Origin of the sequence: Sphingomonas sp. Leaf22 (assembly GCF_001421715.1) — a bacterium.
Classification (GTDB): Bacteria; Pseudomonadota; Alphaproteobacteria; order Sphingomonadales; family Sphingomonadaceae; genus Sphingomonas.
In genome coordinates, this window is record NZ_LMKP01000008.1 from 16463 (window position 1) to 35143 (window position 18681).

Here is an 18681-nt window from a genome sequence, read left to right on the forward strand (position 1 = left end):
ATGATGACCGACGGCGACCGGGCACGCGATGGCGTTCCCGGTCGCCGTCGTTTCGGGGCTGGCGCGGGCGCGACCCCCTGACGTTCGGGCATCGTGGTACGGAACCGACCGAGCAGGACGGCCAGCATTATGATTACGGGAAATTAATATGACTGTCATGTAACCACCCTACCCAGCGGACAAATCACAAGGGGACGTGGCGTGGCAGTTGCTGGAGATCTCGCGTTGGTCGGCTATGGTGCCGATGCCGGGGTAAAGTCGTTCGCATTCGTCCTGCTGGCCGATCTGGCCGGGCAGACCCTCTATTTCACCGATAACGGCTGGCTGGCGGCCGGAGGCTTCCGTGCCAATGAAGGTACGGTCTCCTATACCGTGCCCGCCGATGCGAAGATCGGGACGGTCGTGACCATTTCCGGCCTGACCGGGATGCTCAATCCTTCGGCGAGCGGCGATCAGATCCTGGCCTATACCGGCAGCGCCGCCAATCCGACCTTCCTGTTCGCGCTGAACTTTGCCGACGGCAAGACGGCGTTCGCCGGCGACGCGACGAGCTCGAACACCAGCGCGGTCCCGACCGGCCTGACCGCCGGCGCAGATGCGCTGGCCTTCGGCGACGACAACGGTGCCTATACCGGCTCGACGACCGGCACCCGCGCCGAAATCCTCGCCGCGATCGCCGATACGAAGAACTGGACCACCAACGACACCGCCGGCGTGGCCTATGCCAGCGGCTTCACCGTCGGCGGCGGCAGCAATGCCGGGGCGTTCGGCGTCGCCGACATATCGGTGGACGAAGGCGATGCCGGGACGACCGACTTGACCTTCACCGTCACCCGCGACGGCGGCAGCGACGGCGAAGCCACCGTCGACTATGCCGCGACCTTCGGATCGGCCGATGCCGGCGATATCGTCGGGACGTTGCCCGCCGGCACGCTGACCTTCGCCGCTGGCGAGACCGCGAAGACCGTGACCATCACCATCGCTGGCGACACCATCCGCGAGTCGGACGAGACGATCGCCCTGACGCTGACCGGTGCCACCGGCGGCGCGACGATCGCCGATGCGACCGCGACCGGCACGATCGTGAACGACGACGGCACCGCGCCCGCGGTGTCGATCGGCGATGTTTCGGTGGTCGAGGGCGATGCGGGCCAGACGCTGGCGACCTTCACCGTCACCCGCACGGGCGGCGACGGCGCGTTTTCGGTCGCGTATGAAACGATGAGCAACACCGCGACCGCCGGCAGCGATTTCGTCGGTGCCGACGGCCGCATCGACTTTGCCGCCGGTCAGCAGACGGCGACCATCTCGATCGCGGTGAACGGCGACACCGTCCGCGAAGGCAACGAAAAATTCTACGTTGCGCTGTCCGATGCCACCGATGGCGCGACGCTGACCGATTCGCTGGGCGAAGCGACGATCGTCAACGACGACCTGTTCCGCATCCATGACGTGCAGGGCGCGGCATTCTTCAGCCCCGTCCTCACGGCCGACGGGGTCGGCGGCTTCAACATCCGATCGACGACCACCGTCACGGTACAGGCGGTGGTGACCGCGCTCGACGGCACCGGCGCACGGCAGGGTTTCTACCTGACCGAAGAGACCGCCGACTGGGATACGAGCGCGCTGACGTCCGAAGGCATTTTCGTGATGGCCCGCGACGATCGCAACGCCGGCACGACGTTGGCCGCGCTTGCGCCCAACCTGCGGGTCGGCGACCTCGTGACCGTCACCGCGCAGGTGATGGAGTATCAGGCGTTCACCAACATGCCGCGCACCGTGCTGACCGGTGTCAGCGGCATCACCGTGGATGCCAGCAACCAGGATCTGCCGACCCTGATCCTCGACGGATCGCCCGGCCGCGCCATCCCCAGCGCGATTCTGACCGACGAAGTGCCCAATTACTTCGATTCGGTCGGCGGTGCGGGTTTCGATCCGGCCAACGACGCGCTCGACTTCTTCGAAACGATCGAGGGGATGCGGGTCACCGTACCCGACATGGTCGTCGCCGACGGCTTCGTCGGCGTGTCGGGCGGCAAGCCGTTCCTGAAAGCCTATTCGACCGTCCATGCCGATGCCGACCAGATCAACAGCCGTGGCGGCTACACGATCGGCGGCGACCCGAAGCTGTCGCCGCCCGATACCGCCGATACCCGCGACGACGTTCGTTCGGGCGGGCGCTACATCCATGACGGCGACACCAATCTCGACATTCTCGAACTCGATTTCACCGACTTCGCCACCGCCGCGCCGGCGGCGCTCGTCACCGCCGCATCGGCGGGCGACAAGCTGGGCGACGTGACCGGCATCGTCGAATTCGACTTTACCGACCTGAAGCTGTTCGTGACCGATCCGGTGACGATCAAGGAAGACGTGACGCCGGTGCGCGAAGTGACGACGATCGTCGCCGATGCCCGCGCGCTGACCATCGGCACGTTCAACGTCGAAAATCTTGCCGCGACCGATGCTGACGCGCGCTTCACCGCGATCGCCGATGCCATCGCCGTCAATCTGAAGACGCCCGACATCCTGACGATCGAGGAAATCCAGGACAATAACGGCGCGACCGCGGGCGATGGCACCTCCTCGACCGGTACCGACGCCTCGCTGACGTGGCAGAAGCTAGTCGACGCAGTCAACGCGGCGACGGGACAGCGGTACCAGTGGGTCGACGAACTGCCGGTCTACAATGCCGAGGGCGGCCAACCCAACGGCAACATCCGCGTCGGCTTTCTCTACAATACCAACCGGGTGCAGCTCGGCGACCTCGCCGCCGACGCGACGATCGAACAGCGCCGCACCTTTACCGACCGGATCGGCGACGGCGTGCGCGATGCCGGCGACCGGATCGGCCATGACGACAGCCAGATCGCCGGCCAGATCAACGCCGCCGATTGGACCAACACCCGCAAATCGCTGCTCGGCCAGTTCAGCTTTGCCGGCAACGACGTCTATGTCGCCGCCAACCACCTGCCGTCGAAGGGCGGATCGGGCGAATTCTGGCAGCTCGACCAGAATATCGACAATGGTCAGCCGACCAATGCCGGCTGGGCCAAGCGCAACGCCATCGGCGAAGACGTCTGGCACATGCTCGATACGATCCAGTCGGCATCGTCCGCCAACCGGATCGTCGCGGGCGGCGACTGGAACGAATTCTACTTCAACCGCGCGATGGAAGCGGCGACCGGCTATGTCGACGCCAACGGCACTGCCCGCGACGGCGGCGCACGGTTCGACAATCTGACCGTGACCGAGCTGACCGAGGCCGAGCGCTATACCTATATGTTCGATGGCCGGTCGCAGGCGATCGACCATGTCATCGTCGATCAGCAATTGGGCGCGGTCGCCAGCTATGACGTCGTCCATATCAACACCGGCTATAACAATCGCGGTGGCACCAACCCGGCCTTGTCGGACCATGACCCCGCGCTCGCCCAGTTCGATTTCCGCAATTTCGGCGAACGCCTGCGTGGCACTGCCGCGATCGACCGGATCGAGGGGCTTGGTGGCGACGACCGGATCGAGGGGCTGGCCGGCAACGACCAGTTGTTCGGCGGTGACGGCAACGACCTGCTGATCGGCGGTGCCGGCAGCGACACGATGTGGGGCGGTGCCGGCAGCGACGCGTTCTTCTACGACGCCACCGGAGCCGGCGGAAAGGACCGGATCAAGGACTTCTCGTCCGAAGATTTCCTCGTCACCACCGTTCGCTTGCGGGACAACAACAAGAACGGCCTGATCGCGGCCGGCTCGAACAAGGTGTTCGACCTTTCGGGCGGCGGTTCGATCGCGATCGAAGCGGTCAACGGATCGAGTGTCCGTACGATCGAATATGATGGCATGCTGATGAAGAACGGCGTCGCTTATTATATCTACAGCACGGTCGGTTCGACCACCGATCCGGTCGAGGCGCTCGCGCTGCTCTGATCGGCCGGGCGGCGACGAAGGGGGCGGAACCGGTTTGCGGTTCCGCCCCCCTTTTTGCGTCTGGAGCGATCTTCGGTCCGGTTGGAGCATCGGCCCAAGGGCGACCTTGCATTCCCGCGCGGCGCGGGCCGCGAGCGATACCGAAGCATCGGGACCGACACGCGACGAAACCGCGGACATGCCAGCGGCCCACCGCGCAACGGTCGTCCGCAGCGCACCGACGATGCTCCGACGTGATCGGCAACTGCCCTATTGCGATTGGGCCAGCGTTCCCGGTCCTGCCGGGTCAACACCCTGCCCGTCGCTATTCGCCAGATCGTGTTCGCCGTGCCCGGCGGGAAACCGATCGCGCGACCCATTCACGTGCAATTGCAGTACGCACCATCGATATTGTCATCCCGGACTCGACCCGCGATGCCGCTGTTCTTCGATGACGGCGGGCAAGAAGCGGGCTCCTGGGTCAAGCCCGGGTGACGATCGGGAAATGGACGTCGGCTTCATCGCACTTGCGCGCCATCTCAGAATGGAGAGCGGGCATATTGTACGCGGGTGCAGGCCCAATCGCGCGCCACAGACGCGATCGTACCGCAACGATTGTCCGTGCTCGACGCGATACGGCAGTACGACCGCCATCATGGCAGTCGGTCGGCGTTCGATCGACCGATGCGCCGCGCAACAAAAGAGGCGCCGGCTTTCGCCAGCGCCTCCCTTACCGATCGCCGTAGAAGCGACGGTTTGCCGTCAGCTTAGAGCGGCGGGGTCGAAGCGTCGGGTGCTTCGTAGATGTAGTAGGTCACGCCGCCATGGACTTCCGTCCCGGCATACTTGATCTTCGTCACGTCCGGGCTCGAGATATCGATCTGGCCGCCCGGGCCCATCTTCGGATCGGTCGACTGCGGCCCCGTCGAACCCGAAACGTCGAGAACGAAGTTCTTGCCGAAACCGACGACATTGTTGGTGGTGTTGTCGAACAGCTTGGCAGTGGTGACAATCTTGTCGCCTGCGCCGAAGTTGGTCAGCACGTCCTGACCCATGTTCAGGCCGAGTGCGTTGTCGATCAGCAGGGTCTTGTTGGCACCGGCGAAATCATAGGTTTCGTTGCCGACCTTGTTTTCCATGACGTTGGCGCGGCCACCGAACTCGGAAATCCACAGGTTCTTTAGCGTCGCCGAATTGGCATAGACGTGCAGGCCATTGTCGCCGGTGCCGCCCTTGCTGCCGAGGTAACGCAGTTCGGTGACGGGGCCGTTATCGCCGCTGACCTGGATCTGGTCGTTGCCGGCGTTCTTGCGGCTGGTGCGATCGATGTCGAGTTCGCCGTTCGCGCCGAACTGGATGAAGCCGTCGCCGTTGCCGTCGAAGATCTGCTTGTAGTTCAGGATCGAATCGTTGCTGCTGAAACCGTTGAGCGTGTCGTCGCCGGCGTTGCCTTCCTTGAACACGAATGCGGTCGCGCCGGCGCTACCGTTGTAAACGTCTGCACTGTTGTTCAGCAGAATGTCGACCTTGGTCGCGCTCGTGATGAGCGTGCTGTTGTCGCGGAACGTCGGAACCGTATCAGCCATGGTGTTTCTCCCTGAAATACTAAAAAAACATCGTTCGGCACGCCCGCCGTTTGAAGGCGCACCGTGCTTAAGAGGGCATTTACGTAGATTGTCGTGAACCGTCAATGAATTATGAAGGGTTCGACATGAACAGGAATCCAACCTATCCAGCTTTAGGACAGGCGTTAACGTTCTAATTTTGTTGACGCAGGACGACGCCGCCCTTCGCGACCGTCCGTTTCTACCTCGTATGAAGTATCGATCCGTTTCGGTTCGTTCGGCCGCCGCAAACATGCGACGACCTGAACCGGCTGTGGCTCGGATGCGATTTTTTTACTACGGCTTTATTTGACGGAACGCTGGAACATCGGCGACAGCCGGTCGCTGCCGAAATCGCGGTTTCCATCAAAACCGTCGGGCCATTCCAGCCGGTGCGGAAGGATGCGCTTTCGCGACGTCGCGTTGCCGACATCGTCAGCGTTACGACCTCCAACCTTGCCCAGTCGTTTCGGACGTGGACCCCTTATTTTCCCCGGCGTCGCTCTACGAGAATTGGTGCGGGATGCAAGCCGATTGGTGCGGCACATTATGCCGGACTGTCCCGACTTTCCCGTGTCGGGACAGTCTTGTGCCATTTTCGTCACGGTTGCGGGTGTTTCATGAACAATCGTTAATTATCAGTTTGCGCAGTGCCCCAATCCGCGCATCATTCGCGCAGTTGTACAGGGAGCGTAGCGTTGCCCGATTTGCCGAATGCCATGCCGCCCGCCCTGTCCAGCTTCGCCGCCACCCAGTCGCAACGCTCGATCGCCGCGCCGCTGTGGCGCGGGGTCCGATCGGTCGGATTGACCTGTGTTGCCGCCACGCCCGAACAATGTGCCACGCTGGTCGCGACCGCGCAGCGGGGCGCGCCGGTGTCGATCGACGGCACCGATGCGACCGATCGGGCACGCGTGCAACTCACCGCCGATCTGACGCCGGTCGATGGCCGGCCGGCGATCACGATGTCCGCACGGCCATCGATCGTGATGGATGATGCACAGGGGGAATGGAACGGTCCGGCGGTCGTTGCCGGCGAGGGCGAGGATTTCGCGACCCTCGCCGAACGCGCGCTGGACCGGGCGCTGCCATGGCGCGGCGCACGACCGGATCACCGACTTACAGGGGAGATGAAGTAATGCAGAATAGCGCTCTGGTACCCGGCACGCCCGTCGAACGCGACTGGCCGCTGGGTGGTGCCGACGACCTCGTCGAATCGCTGTCGCTCGATCCGTTCGCGGGTCAGACCTATGCGAACAAGCCGATCGCCACGGCGACCCAGGCGGGGAACATCCTGACCCGTTCGGGCTGGAACTGGACCTACAACAATTACGGCGAATTGAGCGATGGGGTCCTGAACTTCGGTTTCTGGAACAGCATCGATGAGCTGGAGAACAGCTATTACGTCAACGCGACCGGCACGCTGGCCCTGAATGAGGCGTTTTACGGCGCCGATTTTTCGGCTTTCAACGCCGATCAGCGGATGCTGGCGCGCGCGGGCATCGCCCTGTGGGACGATCTGATCGCGATCAGCTTTCAGGAAACCAAGTCGTACAATGCCGACATCACCTTCGGTAACACCTTTACCGGTGGTGCGCAGGCCTATGCCTATCTGCCGTTCGGCAACATTTTCGACGCCTCTGCGCTGCAGGACGGGTTCGAGGATTATGGCCGGCTGAGCGGCGACGTCTGGATCGACGGCTTCGTCAGCTCGAACTTCTTCCCGGTCCGCGACAGCTTCTATGCCAAGACGACGATCGTCCATGAACTCGGCCACTCGCTCGGGCTGAGCCATCCGGGCAATTATGACGCGCTCGACGATGACGACGGCGACGGTCAGCCCGATCCGATCACCTATGCCAACGATGCCGCCTATGCGCAGGATTCGGCGCAATATTCGATCATGAGCTATTTCAGCGCCTATGAAACCGGCGCGCAGCATATCGACTGGGCCAATCTCCGCTTCGGCTATGCGGCGACGCCGATGGTCCACGACATCGTCGCCATCCAGAAAATCTATGGTGCCGACCGGACGACGCGGACCGGTGACACCGTCTATGGCTTCAATTCGACCGCCAATCGCGCCGAATACGACTTTACGAAGAACGCGGCACCGATCGTCGCGGTCTATGACGCCGGTGGCAACGACACGCTCGATTTCTCGGGCTGGAACACGCCGTCGGTCATCGATCTGAACGCCGGCGCGTTTTCGTCGGGTGGCGGGATCGAGGCGTTCCTGACGCTCGAACAGGTCAATGCCAATCGCGCCGCACAGGGCCTGGCCGCCCGTTCGCAGGCGACGTTCGACGCCTATACCGCGCTGCGTGATGAGCTTGGCCTGACCAACGGCCTGTACAAGGACAATATCTCGATCGCGTATGGCGTGACGATCGAAAATGCGATTGGCGGCGGCGGCAACGACCGGCTGATCGGTAACCAGGTCGCCAACAAGCTGACCGGCGGTGCGGGGCGCGATATCTTCGAGTTGCGCAACTCGGGCGTCTCGGGCGTCGACACGGTGACCGATTGGCAGCGCGGCGACGTGCTGGCGGTCGATCGGGCGCTCCGCGACAACAACAATGACGGCATCATCACGTGGCGCGGTGGTACGGTGGCCATCGACACCACCGATGGCGACGCGGTCACGCTGACCGGGGCGAACGGGGCTGCCGGGCTGCGCCTGATGGGCAGCATCGACGGCACCTTCTATTATGGCGACGCCCGCGTCCGCCCGGTCGCGGGTCGCAGCCAGCAGGTCGCGGAAAGCGGCTTCGGCGACGATGTCCTCAAATCGTCGAGCAACAAGAAGATCAGCGACATCTTCTTCTTCGATACCGCCAACCCGATCGCCGGGCTCGGCAACGATTCGCTGACCTTCACCGCACGCGACATCATCGTCACCACGACGGCGTTGTTCGACGGGAATGACGACGGCATCATCCGCTTCAACGACGGCATCCTCGACCTGTCGGGCGCTGGCGGCACGGTCGCCATCTCCGGCACGCGCGCGCTGGAATTCGACGGGATGATCGAACAGAACGGACTGCGCTTCTATATCTACAGCGCCGTCGGTTCGAGCGTCGGCCTGGGCAGCGTCGACGTCTGACGACCTGGGTGGCACGATCCCCGATACGGGATCGTGCCACCCCCTTCCCCCCTTCGCAAACCGGGCAAGGCTCTGCTATTGGCGGGACTTCGCTGGGAAGGGATCGATCGCCGTGACGTTTGGCCATACACACGCGGCGGCGCGATGAACCGCATCGCACGCCAGGCCGGCACCGGTCGCGATTCGGCGGCGCTGCGCTGGACGATGACGCTGATCCCGCCCTTCGCCATCGCCTATAACGGTATTTTCGCCGCCGCCGCCGCGGTGGGCGCACCGATGAATAACGCGATCGTCATCGCCGCCGAACTGCTCATCATCCTCAGCGCGATCGGCCTGTCGTTCGTCCGCGACGGCATCCGCCGCGAGGATATGGCACCGCTGCTGTTCGTCGCCGGGATCGTCGCGGTCGCGATGATCGGGTCGCTGGTGTTCGAACGCCCGATGATCGAGGGGGTGCGCAACGCGCTGATCATCGCCGCCTTCACGATCCTCGGCATCCGCTGCGACGAACGAATGGTTCGCATCGCCTTTGCGGTCGGTTGCGGGATCGCGCTGGGCGTCTTGCTGCTCGAAATCAGCAGCGTCGACACCTATGCCTCGATCTTCCAGCCGGCGAGCTATCTGACCAAGACGCGCGGGTTCGTCGTCAAGGATTTCATGGACGAGAATTCGCTGGCGATCGGGACGATCTCGTACAGCGGGCGCTTCACCTTCGGCCTGTATGACGGGCCGCGCACCTCGTCGATCTTTCTGGAACAGGTCAGCATCAACTGCTTCTCGATCGTCATCATGGTGTATCTGTGCACCATGTGGCAGCGGCTGAGCCTCGCCGAACGGATACTGGCGCTGGCGACGGTGTTCCTGATCGTGGTCACCAACAATGCGCGCATGTCGGCGCTGCTCGCGCCGCTGTTCCTGATCGGGTATTTCCTGTTCCCGCGCCTGCCGCGCTATTGGCAGGGGCTGATGCCCGTCGTGTCGATCGGCGCGACCTTCCTACTGTTCGCGTTCATCCCGTGGCGCGCCGGCGACGATCCGGTCGGGCGGCTCGGCGTGACCTATCGCTATCTGACATCCTATAATGCCGGCGATTACTTGTTCGGCGTGCCCGCGCTCATCGCGCGGACCGGCGATACCGGCTATGGCTTCGTGATCGCGTCGATGGGACTGGCGGGCGCCTTCGTCTACTGGGCCTATCTGATCGTCGTCGTGCCCCAGAATTCGGACATGTCACGACGCGCGGCATGGGCGTCCGCGCTGTACATCTATGTCTGGCTGCTCGTCGGCGGCACCGGCACCTTCTCGATGAAGTCGGCCCCGCTGCTCTGGCTGCTGCTCGGCTATTGCCGGGCAACCTATCTGGCGGCGCAGGACGAAGGGGCGCGTCGGCAGGCCGAAGCCCACCGACTGACACCGCGCGAGCGCATGGCCCGGCGACACGCCGCCGCCGGTTGACCGGTCAGTGTGACCGGAACAGATGGATCGCCGCCATGATCGCCAGCCACGGCGTCGCGGCATAGACCGCCAGCGTCATCAACCGCTGGCGTGGCGACCATTTGAACGGTTGGGCAGCCGGTGCGACGTCGAAACTGACGACGTTGCCGCGAGTCGCGTCGGACACGGCACCCGACGGCAACGTCCCGATGAACTCGCAGCCATATTGGGTACCCTCGCCCCACATCACGGTCGCCTCGACCGTGCCGACCCCGGCAAGGCCCAGCAGGACCGATTCGCCGATGCCCAGCGGATGGCCGGTGCGGATACGGCACCCGTGGCGGGTCAGGTCGAGCAGCGCGCTATGCACCGGCGGCCGCCCCGCAGCGCGCAATACGCACGCACGACCGACCGAAACACGATCGTCATCGCGACGACCGACAAACTGTTCTTCAATTATGCGTGCCTGAAGACTCATGGCATCCTCCATCTGGCTACACACCAGATAGCGGATCAGGTCTTACCAAAGCTTTTCTGCGCACATCGAATTGATGGTTACTAATCGGTGATTGGTAAACGGCGGGTAAATCATTGCGCCTTTATTGTTCACTAGCGAATTTCGCGATCAGATCGTCCAGGTGACCGGGCGGATATCGCGTGCCGGACTGCCGGCAACCAGCATACCGGGCGCGACGTCGCGGACCACGATCGAGCCGGCGGCGATCACCGCGCCCGATCCGATCGTCACGCCCTTCAGCACCATCACTCCCAGCCCGATCCAGACATCGTCGCCGATCACCACCGGCGCGGTCCGCCCGCGCGAACCGGTCAGATCGTGATGGTCGGTGTCCATGATGACGGTGCGCGCGGCGATCGCGACACGGTGCCCGATCGTCACCGCATGATGGCAATCGATCCGTACATCGTCGGCCAGATAGCCGCTGCCCAGCGTCAGCCGCCCCCCCTTTCCGACGCGGATCTCGACGCCGCGATGCAGGGCGAAGATGCCGTCGACCTGCATCGCGCCGCCGGGCCGCACCGCGACCTCGGTCCCGCGCGACACCTGACCGGGCCAGCATTTGCCGATCGCCAACCGCCCCTTGCCGCTCACCGGCCCGGCGATCGACAGCCGCGCGCGCCGATAGATCAGGACGCGAAACGGCGTACGCAGATTTGCGAACATGGTCGCGAAGGGTCTCAACCGCAGCAGCAGCCGGAGAAGCGGTGCCGCGCGCGTAAATACACTCAAATCAATTCCCCCGCCATTTCATGGCGAACGAACAATAAGTATTTAGGTTCAATAGGTGTTTTTATGGACCACGACCTTCACGGTCATCGCGAGGATCGTGACGTCGCGCCAGAACGACCAGTTGGCGGCATATTCCAGATCGGCCTGCAAGCGGCGGGTCAGATCCTCGACATGGTTGGTCGCGCCGCGATAGCCGCGCACCTGTGCCAGACCGGTGATGCCGGGCTTCAGCGCGTGGCGATGCCAGTAGCGCGTGTCGACGTCCCAGAACAGGTGATTGCCGGCCAGCGAGCCCAGCGCGTGCGGACGCGGGCCGACGATGCTCATCTGTCCAAGGAACACGTTCAGCAGCTGCGGCAATTCGTCGATGCTGGTGCGGCGGATGAAATAGCCGACGCGGGTGATACGGTCGTCATCGCGGCGAGTGGAGACATTGCCATCGGCGTCGCAATTTTCGACACGCATGCTGCGGAACTTCAGAATGTCGAAGAATTCGTTGCCGCGTCCGACGCGCCGCTGGCGGAACAGCACCGGCCCCGGACTGTCGAGCTTGATGAGCAACGCGGTCAGCAGCAGCGCGGGTGCCAGCGCGATCAGCGCCGGCACGCATACCGCCAGATCGAACGCCCGCTTCGCAAACGCATCGCGCAACGACAGCGGCCCGACCGATACGGTCAGCGTCGCCCGGTCGCCGATATGCGATACGCCCAGCGCGCCGAAATGCGAGATCGTATCGACCACCACGTCGCCGCGGACGTTCGCGCCCTTCAGCAGCATCGCCCAATCCTGGCAGCGCGCTTCGGAACAGGCGACCACCACGCGTTCGCATTCGCGGATCAGCGATCCGAAGGCGTTGAGCATCGCCGGATCGCGCAAGTCGGGGACCAGACCGATATCGCTTGCCCGGACCACGCGGTACCCCGGCGGCGGTGCGATGTCGGCCCCGTCGAGGATCAGCATCTGCACCAGCAACCGGTCGCGCAGCCGCGATTCGACATAGATCGCCACGATCTGCCGGAACACGACCAGCGTCAGCGTGCCGACGACCATCGCGATGCCGATCAGCAGGCGCGACAGGTCGCGCTCCAGCTTCAGGAAATAGGAGAGCAGGAACAGCACGCCATAGGTGAACAGCAGCGCCCGGACCGCAGGTGCGGTGTCGACCGAAACGTCCTGCGCCGATCGCAGCGAGAACGCGCCCGAATTGAAGGCGATGCCGGTATAGACGATCGCCGTCACCGTCAGCAGCTCGAACAGCTTGAAATCGGACTTCAGCAAATGACTGGGCAACAGGAAGCCGAACGCGATCGCGGTGATGTCCAGCGCCAGCAATATCACATAAAGCCGCAGGCGAAGCGCATGCGGCGTCAGCCAGAAACGCGAACTTTTCGTCGCGCCAGCAATATCCGTTCCGGAATCGGCTGGTATTCCTGTCACCCTGATCCCCGATGTCCGCTGTACGCCGTTAACGGCTGTAATTGGTCTTGGTCTTGAAGCCCGTGCGTGCGCCGCGCGTCCATGGATGAGTTGCGCTTGCAGCGCAAGTCCGGTGCGACGCGGGCGTACAAAGTGCGTTACGGTGAAAGCGTTACCATCTCTTTACTTCCCCGCAACGCGATACAAGTCGTAAAACGCATCGACATGCCCGCGCCAGCCGAAGCGTGCGTCGAGCAGTGCATCCAGCGCGCCGGGATCGGGCCGGTCGATCGTCGGCCAGTCCCGCGCAAAGGCCGCGCCCGATGCCGGATCGGTGAAATCGACGATGCGGCCGAAGCCCATCGTCTCGATCGTCCGTTCGAACGCGGGAATCGCGTTCAGCACGGGGTAGAGATGCGCCGACGCCCCCTCGATCGCTGCCAGGCCAAAGCCTTCATAGCTCGACGCCGACACATAGACCGACGACCGGCGCACGATATCGGCGATCTCGGCATCGGTCGGCGTCACCACCACCTCGACCGCATCGGCGACACCGGCCGCGGCGGCACGCTCGCGCAGGTCGGCGGCTTCCACGCCCATCGGCTTGCCCGCGATCACCAGCCGCCACGCCGGATCGACCTCGCACGCCTGTGCGAACCATGGCAGCAGTTCGAACAGCCCCTTGTTCGGCGCCAGCCGGCCGAAATACAGCATCGTGTGCGCCGACGGATCCGCCAGCCCGCGAAACTTGTCGAGGCTGACGCCATTTTCGATCAGCCGCAAATTGCGCGGATGGATCTGCTGGAAGCGGTCGAAATCCTGCGTGCTCGACGCGCCGGTCGCCGCATAGGCGCGCATCGCGGTGCGGGTGACCGTCGCGAAATAGCGCAGCTTCATCTTGCCGGCGAATTGGGTGTGAAAGAATCCGCCATGCGTCGACAGCACCAGCGTGCGGCCATGGATCGGCCTGGTCAGCGCCAGATAGTCGAACAGGAAATCCACGCCATGGACATGGACGATGTCCGCACCGTTCAGATGGCGCAGCACGCCCGGCGCGATCGGGTAGCGTTTCGACCCCTTCCACGGCACCCGGCGGATTTCGATCCCGTCGATCGCGTCATGGTGCGGCAGCGTAGCCGTCGCATCGTCGTCGAAGATCGTGTCGAGCGTCACCACGCGAACGCCGTGCCCGTCGCGCTGCTGATAGCGCGCCAATTGCAGGACGCATTCCTCCATGCCGCCGATCCCGGGATGGAACTGGCGGACGACATGGACGATCGACAGGGGGCGATCGGCGGTCATCGACGCGGCTCCGCTCGGTCGGTGCGCGGCCCGGGTCCGGGAAGCGGTCCGGGGCCGGCGGAAAGGGCCGGGTTCAGCATCCGTTGATACTCCGATGGAGGACAGGTCAATCGATCGTCCTTGGAACATTCGATCTTGAACAGATAGCGGTCGGGCCACATCCGGCCCCCGCCCCACCAGGTGATGCCCAGCAGCACGTCGCTGTTCGCGCGCAGTTGCGCGACGGCATCGGCCCCGACCGCCACGCAGCCGGGCGGCACCGCCGCATAGCTACCGAACGCCGATTCGGTGATGTAGGCGCGCAGGCCGCGTCGCCGCAATTGCTTCGCAAACCGGTCGAACCCGCTGTCGGTGCGTGGCTCGCCCTTGTCGTTGGTGCAATCGCGCTTCGTGCCCGAACCGTCTGAATCGAAATAGCGATGACCGTTCAGTAAGGTGCGGTCGATCGGATCGAGCGGCCCCGGCGTCCGATCGAGCGCACAGCCCGCGCTCTGACACTTGCCATCGGCCGGCTCATGCTTGTCGAACCGCTGGATGCCCGAATATCCCGGCCATTGCAGCAGGATCGGATGACGGATGCCAGCCCGGCGCAATCCGGCGATCACCACCTTGGCCTCGGTTGCCCACTGCATCCACTCGACATTGCCGGGTTCGTTGACCAGATCGATCATCACCGACCCGTCGTCGGGGAATTGTCGCGCCAGATCGGTCCAGAACGCGATCTGTTCGCCGACCGGGTTCCAGCGCGAATTGTGATTGTCGAGGATCAGCGGCACCCGGCGCGTGCCGGTAAACGCGGCGATCGCCTTCAGTTCCTCGACCCGGTCGGGCGTCATCCGGCTCGGGCGGAACGGATAGCGGATCAGGCCGAAGCGCAGCCGGTCGACGGCGTTGCGCACATCGGCCAGCGTCGGGCGCGGCGCATCGCTCTCCTTGCCCTCGGCTCCCGACAGATTGACGCCGAAGCGGGGCGGCGGCGCGGGACGGCGCGGCGGGTCCTTGGGCTGGGCCTCCCCTTGCCCATTGCATCCCGCGACCAGCATCATGGCGGCCAGCAGCCACGCGGCGCGCATCACGACACCGCCCCCCGCCGCCGGGCAACGGATCGGGCTGCATCGTTCATCAGCGACACCAGAAAATCCCCCAACAACCAGCGCGGCCGTCGCCAGAACAGCAACAATGCCACCACCGCCAGCACCGCCCCGGCGACGCCCAGCGTCACCACCGCCGGTGCCGCCGCCCGCCGCAACGCCGTCACCACCGGCAGGACCACCGCGACGCTCAGTACCGCCAGCAGCACCCCGTGCAGATGGCTGGCAACGAACGCGCGCAGGTCGACGCCAGCGATGCGACACGCGTTGACGTTGATGGTGATATAGGATGCGACCACGGCGATGCTCCCTGCCAGCGCGACGGCTTCGATGCCATAGGGATAGGCGATCAACGCCCCGCCGACGACCATCGCCAGATACACGATCTGGTTCGTGATCATCGCGCCGGTCGCGGCCTTGGCCCGCTGCAACGATCCGCCGATCTTCGAACCCAAGCGGAAATAGCTTGCCGAACACAGGATCGCGAACGGCCCGATCACCGCCGCCCACCGCGATCCGAGAATGATTTCAATGACTTCTGGGGCAAGGACCGCCAGCAACGCCGACATCGGCATCCCGATCGCCGCCGTCAGTTCGGTCCCGCGCAGGAACGCCGCCCGCAACCGCGCGGCATCGTCCTGCACCTGCGCCATCGCCGGAAACACCAGTCGTTCGGCGATGCGGGTATAGAGTTCGGACGGTACGCTCATCAGGTTGAAAGCGCGCGAATAGATGCCGAGCGCGGCGGCATCCATCGTCCGCCCGACCACCAGATTGTTCGACCGCAGCGCAAAGAAGTTCAGGATGCGCGCGACCGAAAACCCGGCGCTGCGCCCCATCAGCCGCTTCGTACCGGCGCGGGTCAGGAGCGGGCGCATCGGCGGACGAACGATCGCGACCAGCCACGCCGCCTTGACCACCGTCTCGACCAGCGCCGCCGCCACCAAGGCCCAATAGCCCCAGCCGAGCCATGCCAGCGCGATGCCGACTCCACCGGTCCCGACGATCCGCGCCAGCACCTGCGCGATCATTACCCGCCGCACGTCGAGACGGCGGACCAGCAGGTTTTCGGGCACGATCCCGAACGACTGGATCACGAACACCAGCGCCAGCACGCGCAGGACACCGGTAACACCATCGATGTTCAGAAACGCCCCCGCCAGCGGCGCGAACAACTGTGCCAGCAGGAAATAGCCGATGCCGCTCAGGAACACGAGCGTGCCGGCGACGCGGACATCGTCGCGGGTCAGCCCCGGCATCTGCACGATCGTCGCGCCGATCCCGACCTCGGCCAGCAACAGCGCCAGTTCGATGAAGATCGTCGCGCCCGCAATCACCCCAAAGTCATGCGGGAACAGGATGCGGGCGAGGACGGCGGTAAAGCCGAGTTCGATCGCCTTCGACGTCAGTTGCAGCGCGGTGGTCCACCCCGCCCCGGCCGCCAGGGTGCGCTTCATCGACCCCGGCGGACCGGTATTCGCCAACGGGTCGCGATCGTCGATACGGCTGTCGTCGCTCATCGATCGCGCGACCGATGCGAACGGGTCGGCGGACGCCCGGACCGAGCGCCCGCCGGCCGGATCAGAAAATGCGCTCGCGCACGAACAGCACGTCGTCGGGCAGGACCGGTGCGGCCAATTCGGCCTCCAGCTCGCGCCCGCCGCGATACAGCGTCACCTTGCGCTCCGACCCCGACAGGGTCGGGCCGCCGGCACGGGCCAGCGCCTGCCGGATGGTCATGCCCGGCGCGATCGCGAACGCGCCGGCGTTGCCGATCTGGCCATAGACATAATATTGCGGTGCCGGGATCGCATAGACCGCATCGCCCGGCTGCATCGCGACGTCGGGCTGCTGCCCGCGCGCGATCTGGGTCAGGCTATAGGTCGTCACCTTGCCGGCACGGCGCAGTTCGACGATGTCCGAACCGCCTTCGCGCAGACCGCCGGCCCGCGCCGCCAGTTCGCTCAGCTGGGTCGGCCGGTCGAGCGGCACCACCCCCGGCTTGGCGAATTCGCCAAGCACGGTGACCGTGCGGCTGGCATATTCGGCGATCTCGACATTGACGATCGGATCGTTGACGTAACCGCCGCGACGCAGCTGTTCCTGGATCGCGCTGGCCAGCGCCTGCGTCGTACGATTCGACGCCTCGACCCGGCCGACCAGCGGCAGGGTGATCGATCCGTCGGACTTGATGCGTGTCTTGGTCACCGAACCGCCCTGACCATAGATCGACACTTCGATCTGGTCTTCGGCCCCCAGCCGATATCCATCCCACGTCGCCTGCGCGGCGGCGGGTTGCGCGAGGGCGCACGGCATCGCAATCGCGATGGCCAGACTGACGAACGCCTTCATCCCCATATCCTTTCCCATCATATGCTCAGCATCGCCCGCAATGTCGTGGCAAAGCTGTCATAATCGTAAAAATCATTTTCGGCCGTACGCTGCCGGTACCGGGCGGCCAGTTCCAGCGTGATCGGCTGCGCCAATCGGTAGCGGACATCGGCCTGAGCGTTAAGCTGCGTATCGGACAGACGCGGCTCCGCGACGAACAACGGGTCCTCGCCCTTGTAATCGCGCTGCGACAGCTGGACACCGGCCCCGAACGACGTGCGCCGGCTGATCGTCAGCCGTGCGCCGAAATCGACCTGATCGCGCAGGATATAGCTGACGCCCAAATTGCCGCGCGCCGACACCGACCGGCCGAACGCGGCCGTCAGGACGAATCGCGAGATCGGGGTATAGGATGCGTTGATCGAATAGGTGATGCCGCTGAACGGCGTCGCCTGCGGCGATGCGGGATCGGCGGAAGTATAGCCGACCTCGCCGCTCGCCTTGATCCGGGTGCCGACGTCGCGTCCCACGCGCAGACCGGCCGACCGGATCTGCGTCACGTCGCGGACCGGCCCCTCGGGCGTATCGTAGAAGCGCGCGCGACGGATCGTCGAGAACGCACCGAACAACTGCGCCGTGCCTAGGCTGGGCAGGCTGTAGCCGATGCCGACGCGCCCATCGATGATGTTCTGGTTGCGCAACTGGCGGCGTTCGTTGTCGACCTTGAAATATCCGGCCGAGGCGATCGGATAAAATCCGGAGGGGCGCGGGCAGCTGGCCGCGATCGAGTAATCGGTGGTCGTCGCCGTGTTGCTGATGACGACGCCCAGATCCTCCAGGTCGGACTGTGCCTGCACGAAGGTACCGAGCACCGTCGCCCGACATTTCGGCCCGACGCGGATGTCGGCACCGCCGGTCAGCGCGATATCCTGCCGGTTCAGGAAGTCGAACCGGTTGTTCCACACATAACCGGCATAGCCATTGGCGAAGATCCGCTGCCGCGCCAGTTGCCGGCTGTAATCCAGCGTCAGCCGGGGTGCGGTCGACAGGTTGTCGGTCGGCTGGTTCGTGCGCTGCTCTCCCAGGCGCAGGATATTGGTGTCGTAGGTTTCGACCAGCGCCAGCGACAGGTCGAACTTGTTTTCCTGCGCCCGCGCGGGTGCTGCGGCCATGACAAGGCCGACCGCGCCAGCGGTCGCGGCGATGGCGACTGGACCCTTCATTCCCCGAACTCCCTGTCGG

At 64.6% G+C, this 18681-nt stretch carries 13 protein-coding genes; 4 read left to right on the plus strand and 9 right to left on the minus strand.

Annotated elements, in window-relative coordinates; all coding sequences use genetic code 11:
- The first annotated feature begins 201 nt into the window (after positions 1-201).
- Positions 202-3927: a Calx-beta domain-containing protein gene (locus tag ASE70_RS05320; protein WP_156355995.1), complete on the plus strand. Its 3726-nt coding sequence runs from the start codon at positions 202-204 to the stop codon at positions 3925-3927.
- A 746-nt stretch (positions 3928-4673) separates the two neighbouring features.
- On the opposite strand, the gene ASE70_RS05325 is transcribed toward ASE70_RS05320, so the two are convergent.
- Positions 4674-5492 carry a hypothetical protein gene (locus ASE70_RS05325; protein ID WP_056397838.1) on the minus strand — a complete coding sequence of 273 codons (819 nt, stop codon included), beginning with the start codon at positions 5490-5492 and terminating at the stop codon, positions 4674-4676.
- Between the two features lie 716 nt (positions 5493-6208).
- Here ASE70_RS05325 and ASE70_RS20125 point away from each other — a divergent pair.
- The 3 genes from ASE70_RS20125 to ASE70_RS05340 all read left to right on the plus strand — a co-directional run bounded on the left by ASE70_RS20125 (position 6209) and on the right by ASE70_RS05340 (position 10071).
- Positions 6209-6649 carry a hypothetical protein gene (locus ASE70_RS20125; RefSeq protein WP_162235925.1) on the plus strand — a complete coding sequence of 147 codons (441 nt, stop codon included), beginning with the start codon at positions 6209-6211 and terminating at the stop codon, positions 6647-6649.
- A complete protein-coding gene (locus ASE70_RS05335; protein ID WP_056502159.1) occupies positions 6649-8616 on the plus strand; it encodes a M10 family metallopeptidase in 1968 nt (655 codons plus the stop codon). The genes ASE70_RS20125 and ASE70_RS05335 overlap by 1 nt, the downstream gene beginning before the upstream one ends.
- 144 nt (positions 8617-8760) lie before the next feature.
- Entirely contained in the window at positions 8761-10071 is a 1311-nt protein-coding gene (locus ASE70_RS05340) for a hypothetical protein (RefSeq protein WP_056397846.1), read from the plus strand.
- A 4-nt stretch (positions 10072-10075) separates the two neighbouring features.
- On the opposite strand, the gene ASE70_RS05345 is transcribed toward ASE70_RS05340, so the two are convergent.
- The 8 genes from ASE70_RS05345 to ASE70_RS05380 form a co-directional block, all read right to left on the minus strand.
- Positions 10076-10528 carry a PilZ domain-containing protein gene (locus ASE70_RS05345; protein WP_162235926.1) on the minus strand — a complete coding sequence of 151 codons (453 nt, stop codon included), beginning with the start codon at positions 10526-10528 and terminating at the stop codon, positions 10076-10078.
- A 147-nt stretch (positions 10529-10675) separates the two neighbouring features.
- A complete protein-coding gene (locus tag ASE70_RS20960; RefSeq protein WP_056502163.1) occupies positions 10676-11233 on the minus strand; it encodes an acyltransferase in 558 nt (185 codons plus the stop codon).
- A gap of 114 nt (positions 11234-11347) precedes the next feature.
- The gene (locus tag ASE70_RS20315) at positions 11348-12631 is read right to left on the minus strand and encodes an exopolysaccharide biosynthesis polyprenyl glycosylphosphotransferase (RefSeq protein WP_056502166.1); all 1284 of its coding nucleotides are present in this window, start codon (positions 12629-12631) and stop codon (positions 11348-11350) included.
- 267 nt (positions 12632-12898) lie between these two features.
- Positions 12899-14017 (minus strand): glycosyltransferase family 4 protein, encoded by a 1119-nt coding sequence (locus tag ASE70_RS05360; protein WP_056502168.1) that lies wholly within the window; start codon positions 14015-14017, stop codon positions 12899-12901.
- Positions 14014-15090, minus strand: coding sequence for a cellulase family glycosylhydrolase (locus ASE70_RS05365; RefSeq protein ID WP_056502170.1), 1077 nt, complete (start codon positions 15088-15090; stop codon positions 14014-14016). Before ASE70_RS05365 ends, ASE70_RS05360 begins: the two co-directional genes overlap by 4 nt.
- Entirely contained in the window at positions 15090-16628 is a 1539-nt protein-coding gene (locus ASE70_RS05370; protein WP_056397859.1) for a lipopolysaccharide biosynthesis protein, read from the minus strand. The genes ASE70_RS05365 and ASE70_RS05370 overlap by 1 nt, the downstream gene beginning before the upstream one ends.
- 61 nt (positions 16629-16689) lie before the next feature.
- The gene (locus tag ASE70_RS05375; RefSeq protein WP_235519618.1) at positions 16690-17460 is read right to left on the minus strand and encodes a polysaccharide biosynthesis/export family protein; all 771 of its coding nucleotides are present in this window, start codon (positions 17458-17460) and stop codon (positions 16690-16692) included.
- Between the two features lie 17 nt (positions 17461-17477).
- Positions 17478-18662 (minus strand): outer membrane beta-barrel protein, encoded by a 1185-nt coding sequence (locus ASE70_RS05380; RefSeq protein ID WP_056502173.1) that lies wholly within the window; start codon positions 18660-18662, stop codon positions 17478-17480.
- Positions 18663-18681 lie beyond the last annotated feature (19 nt).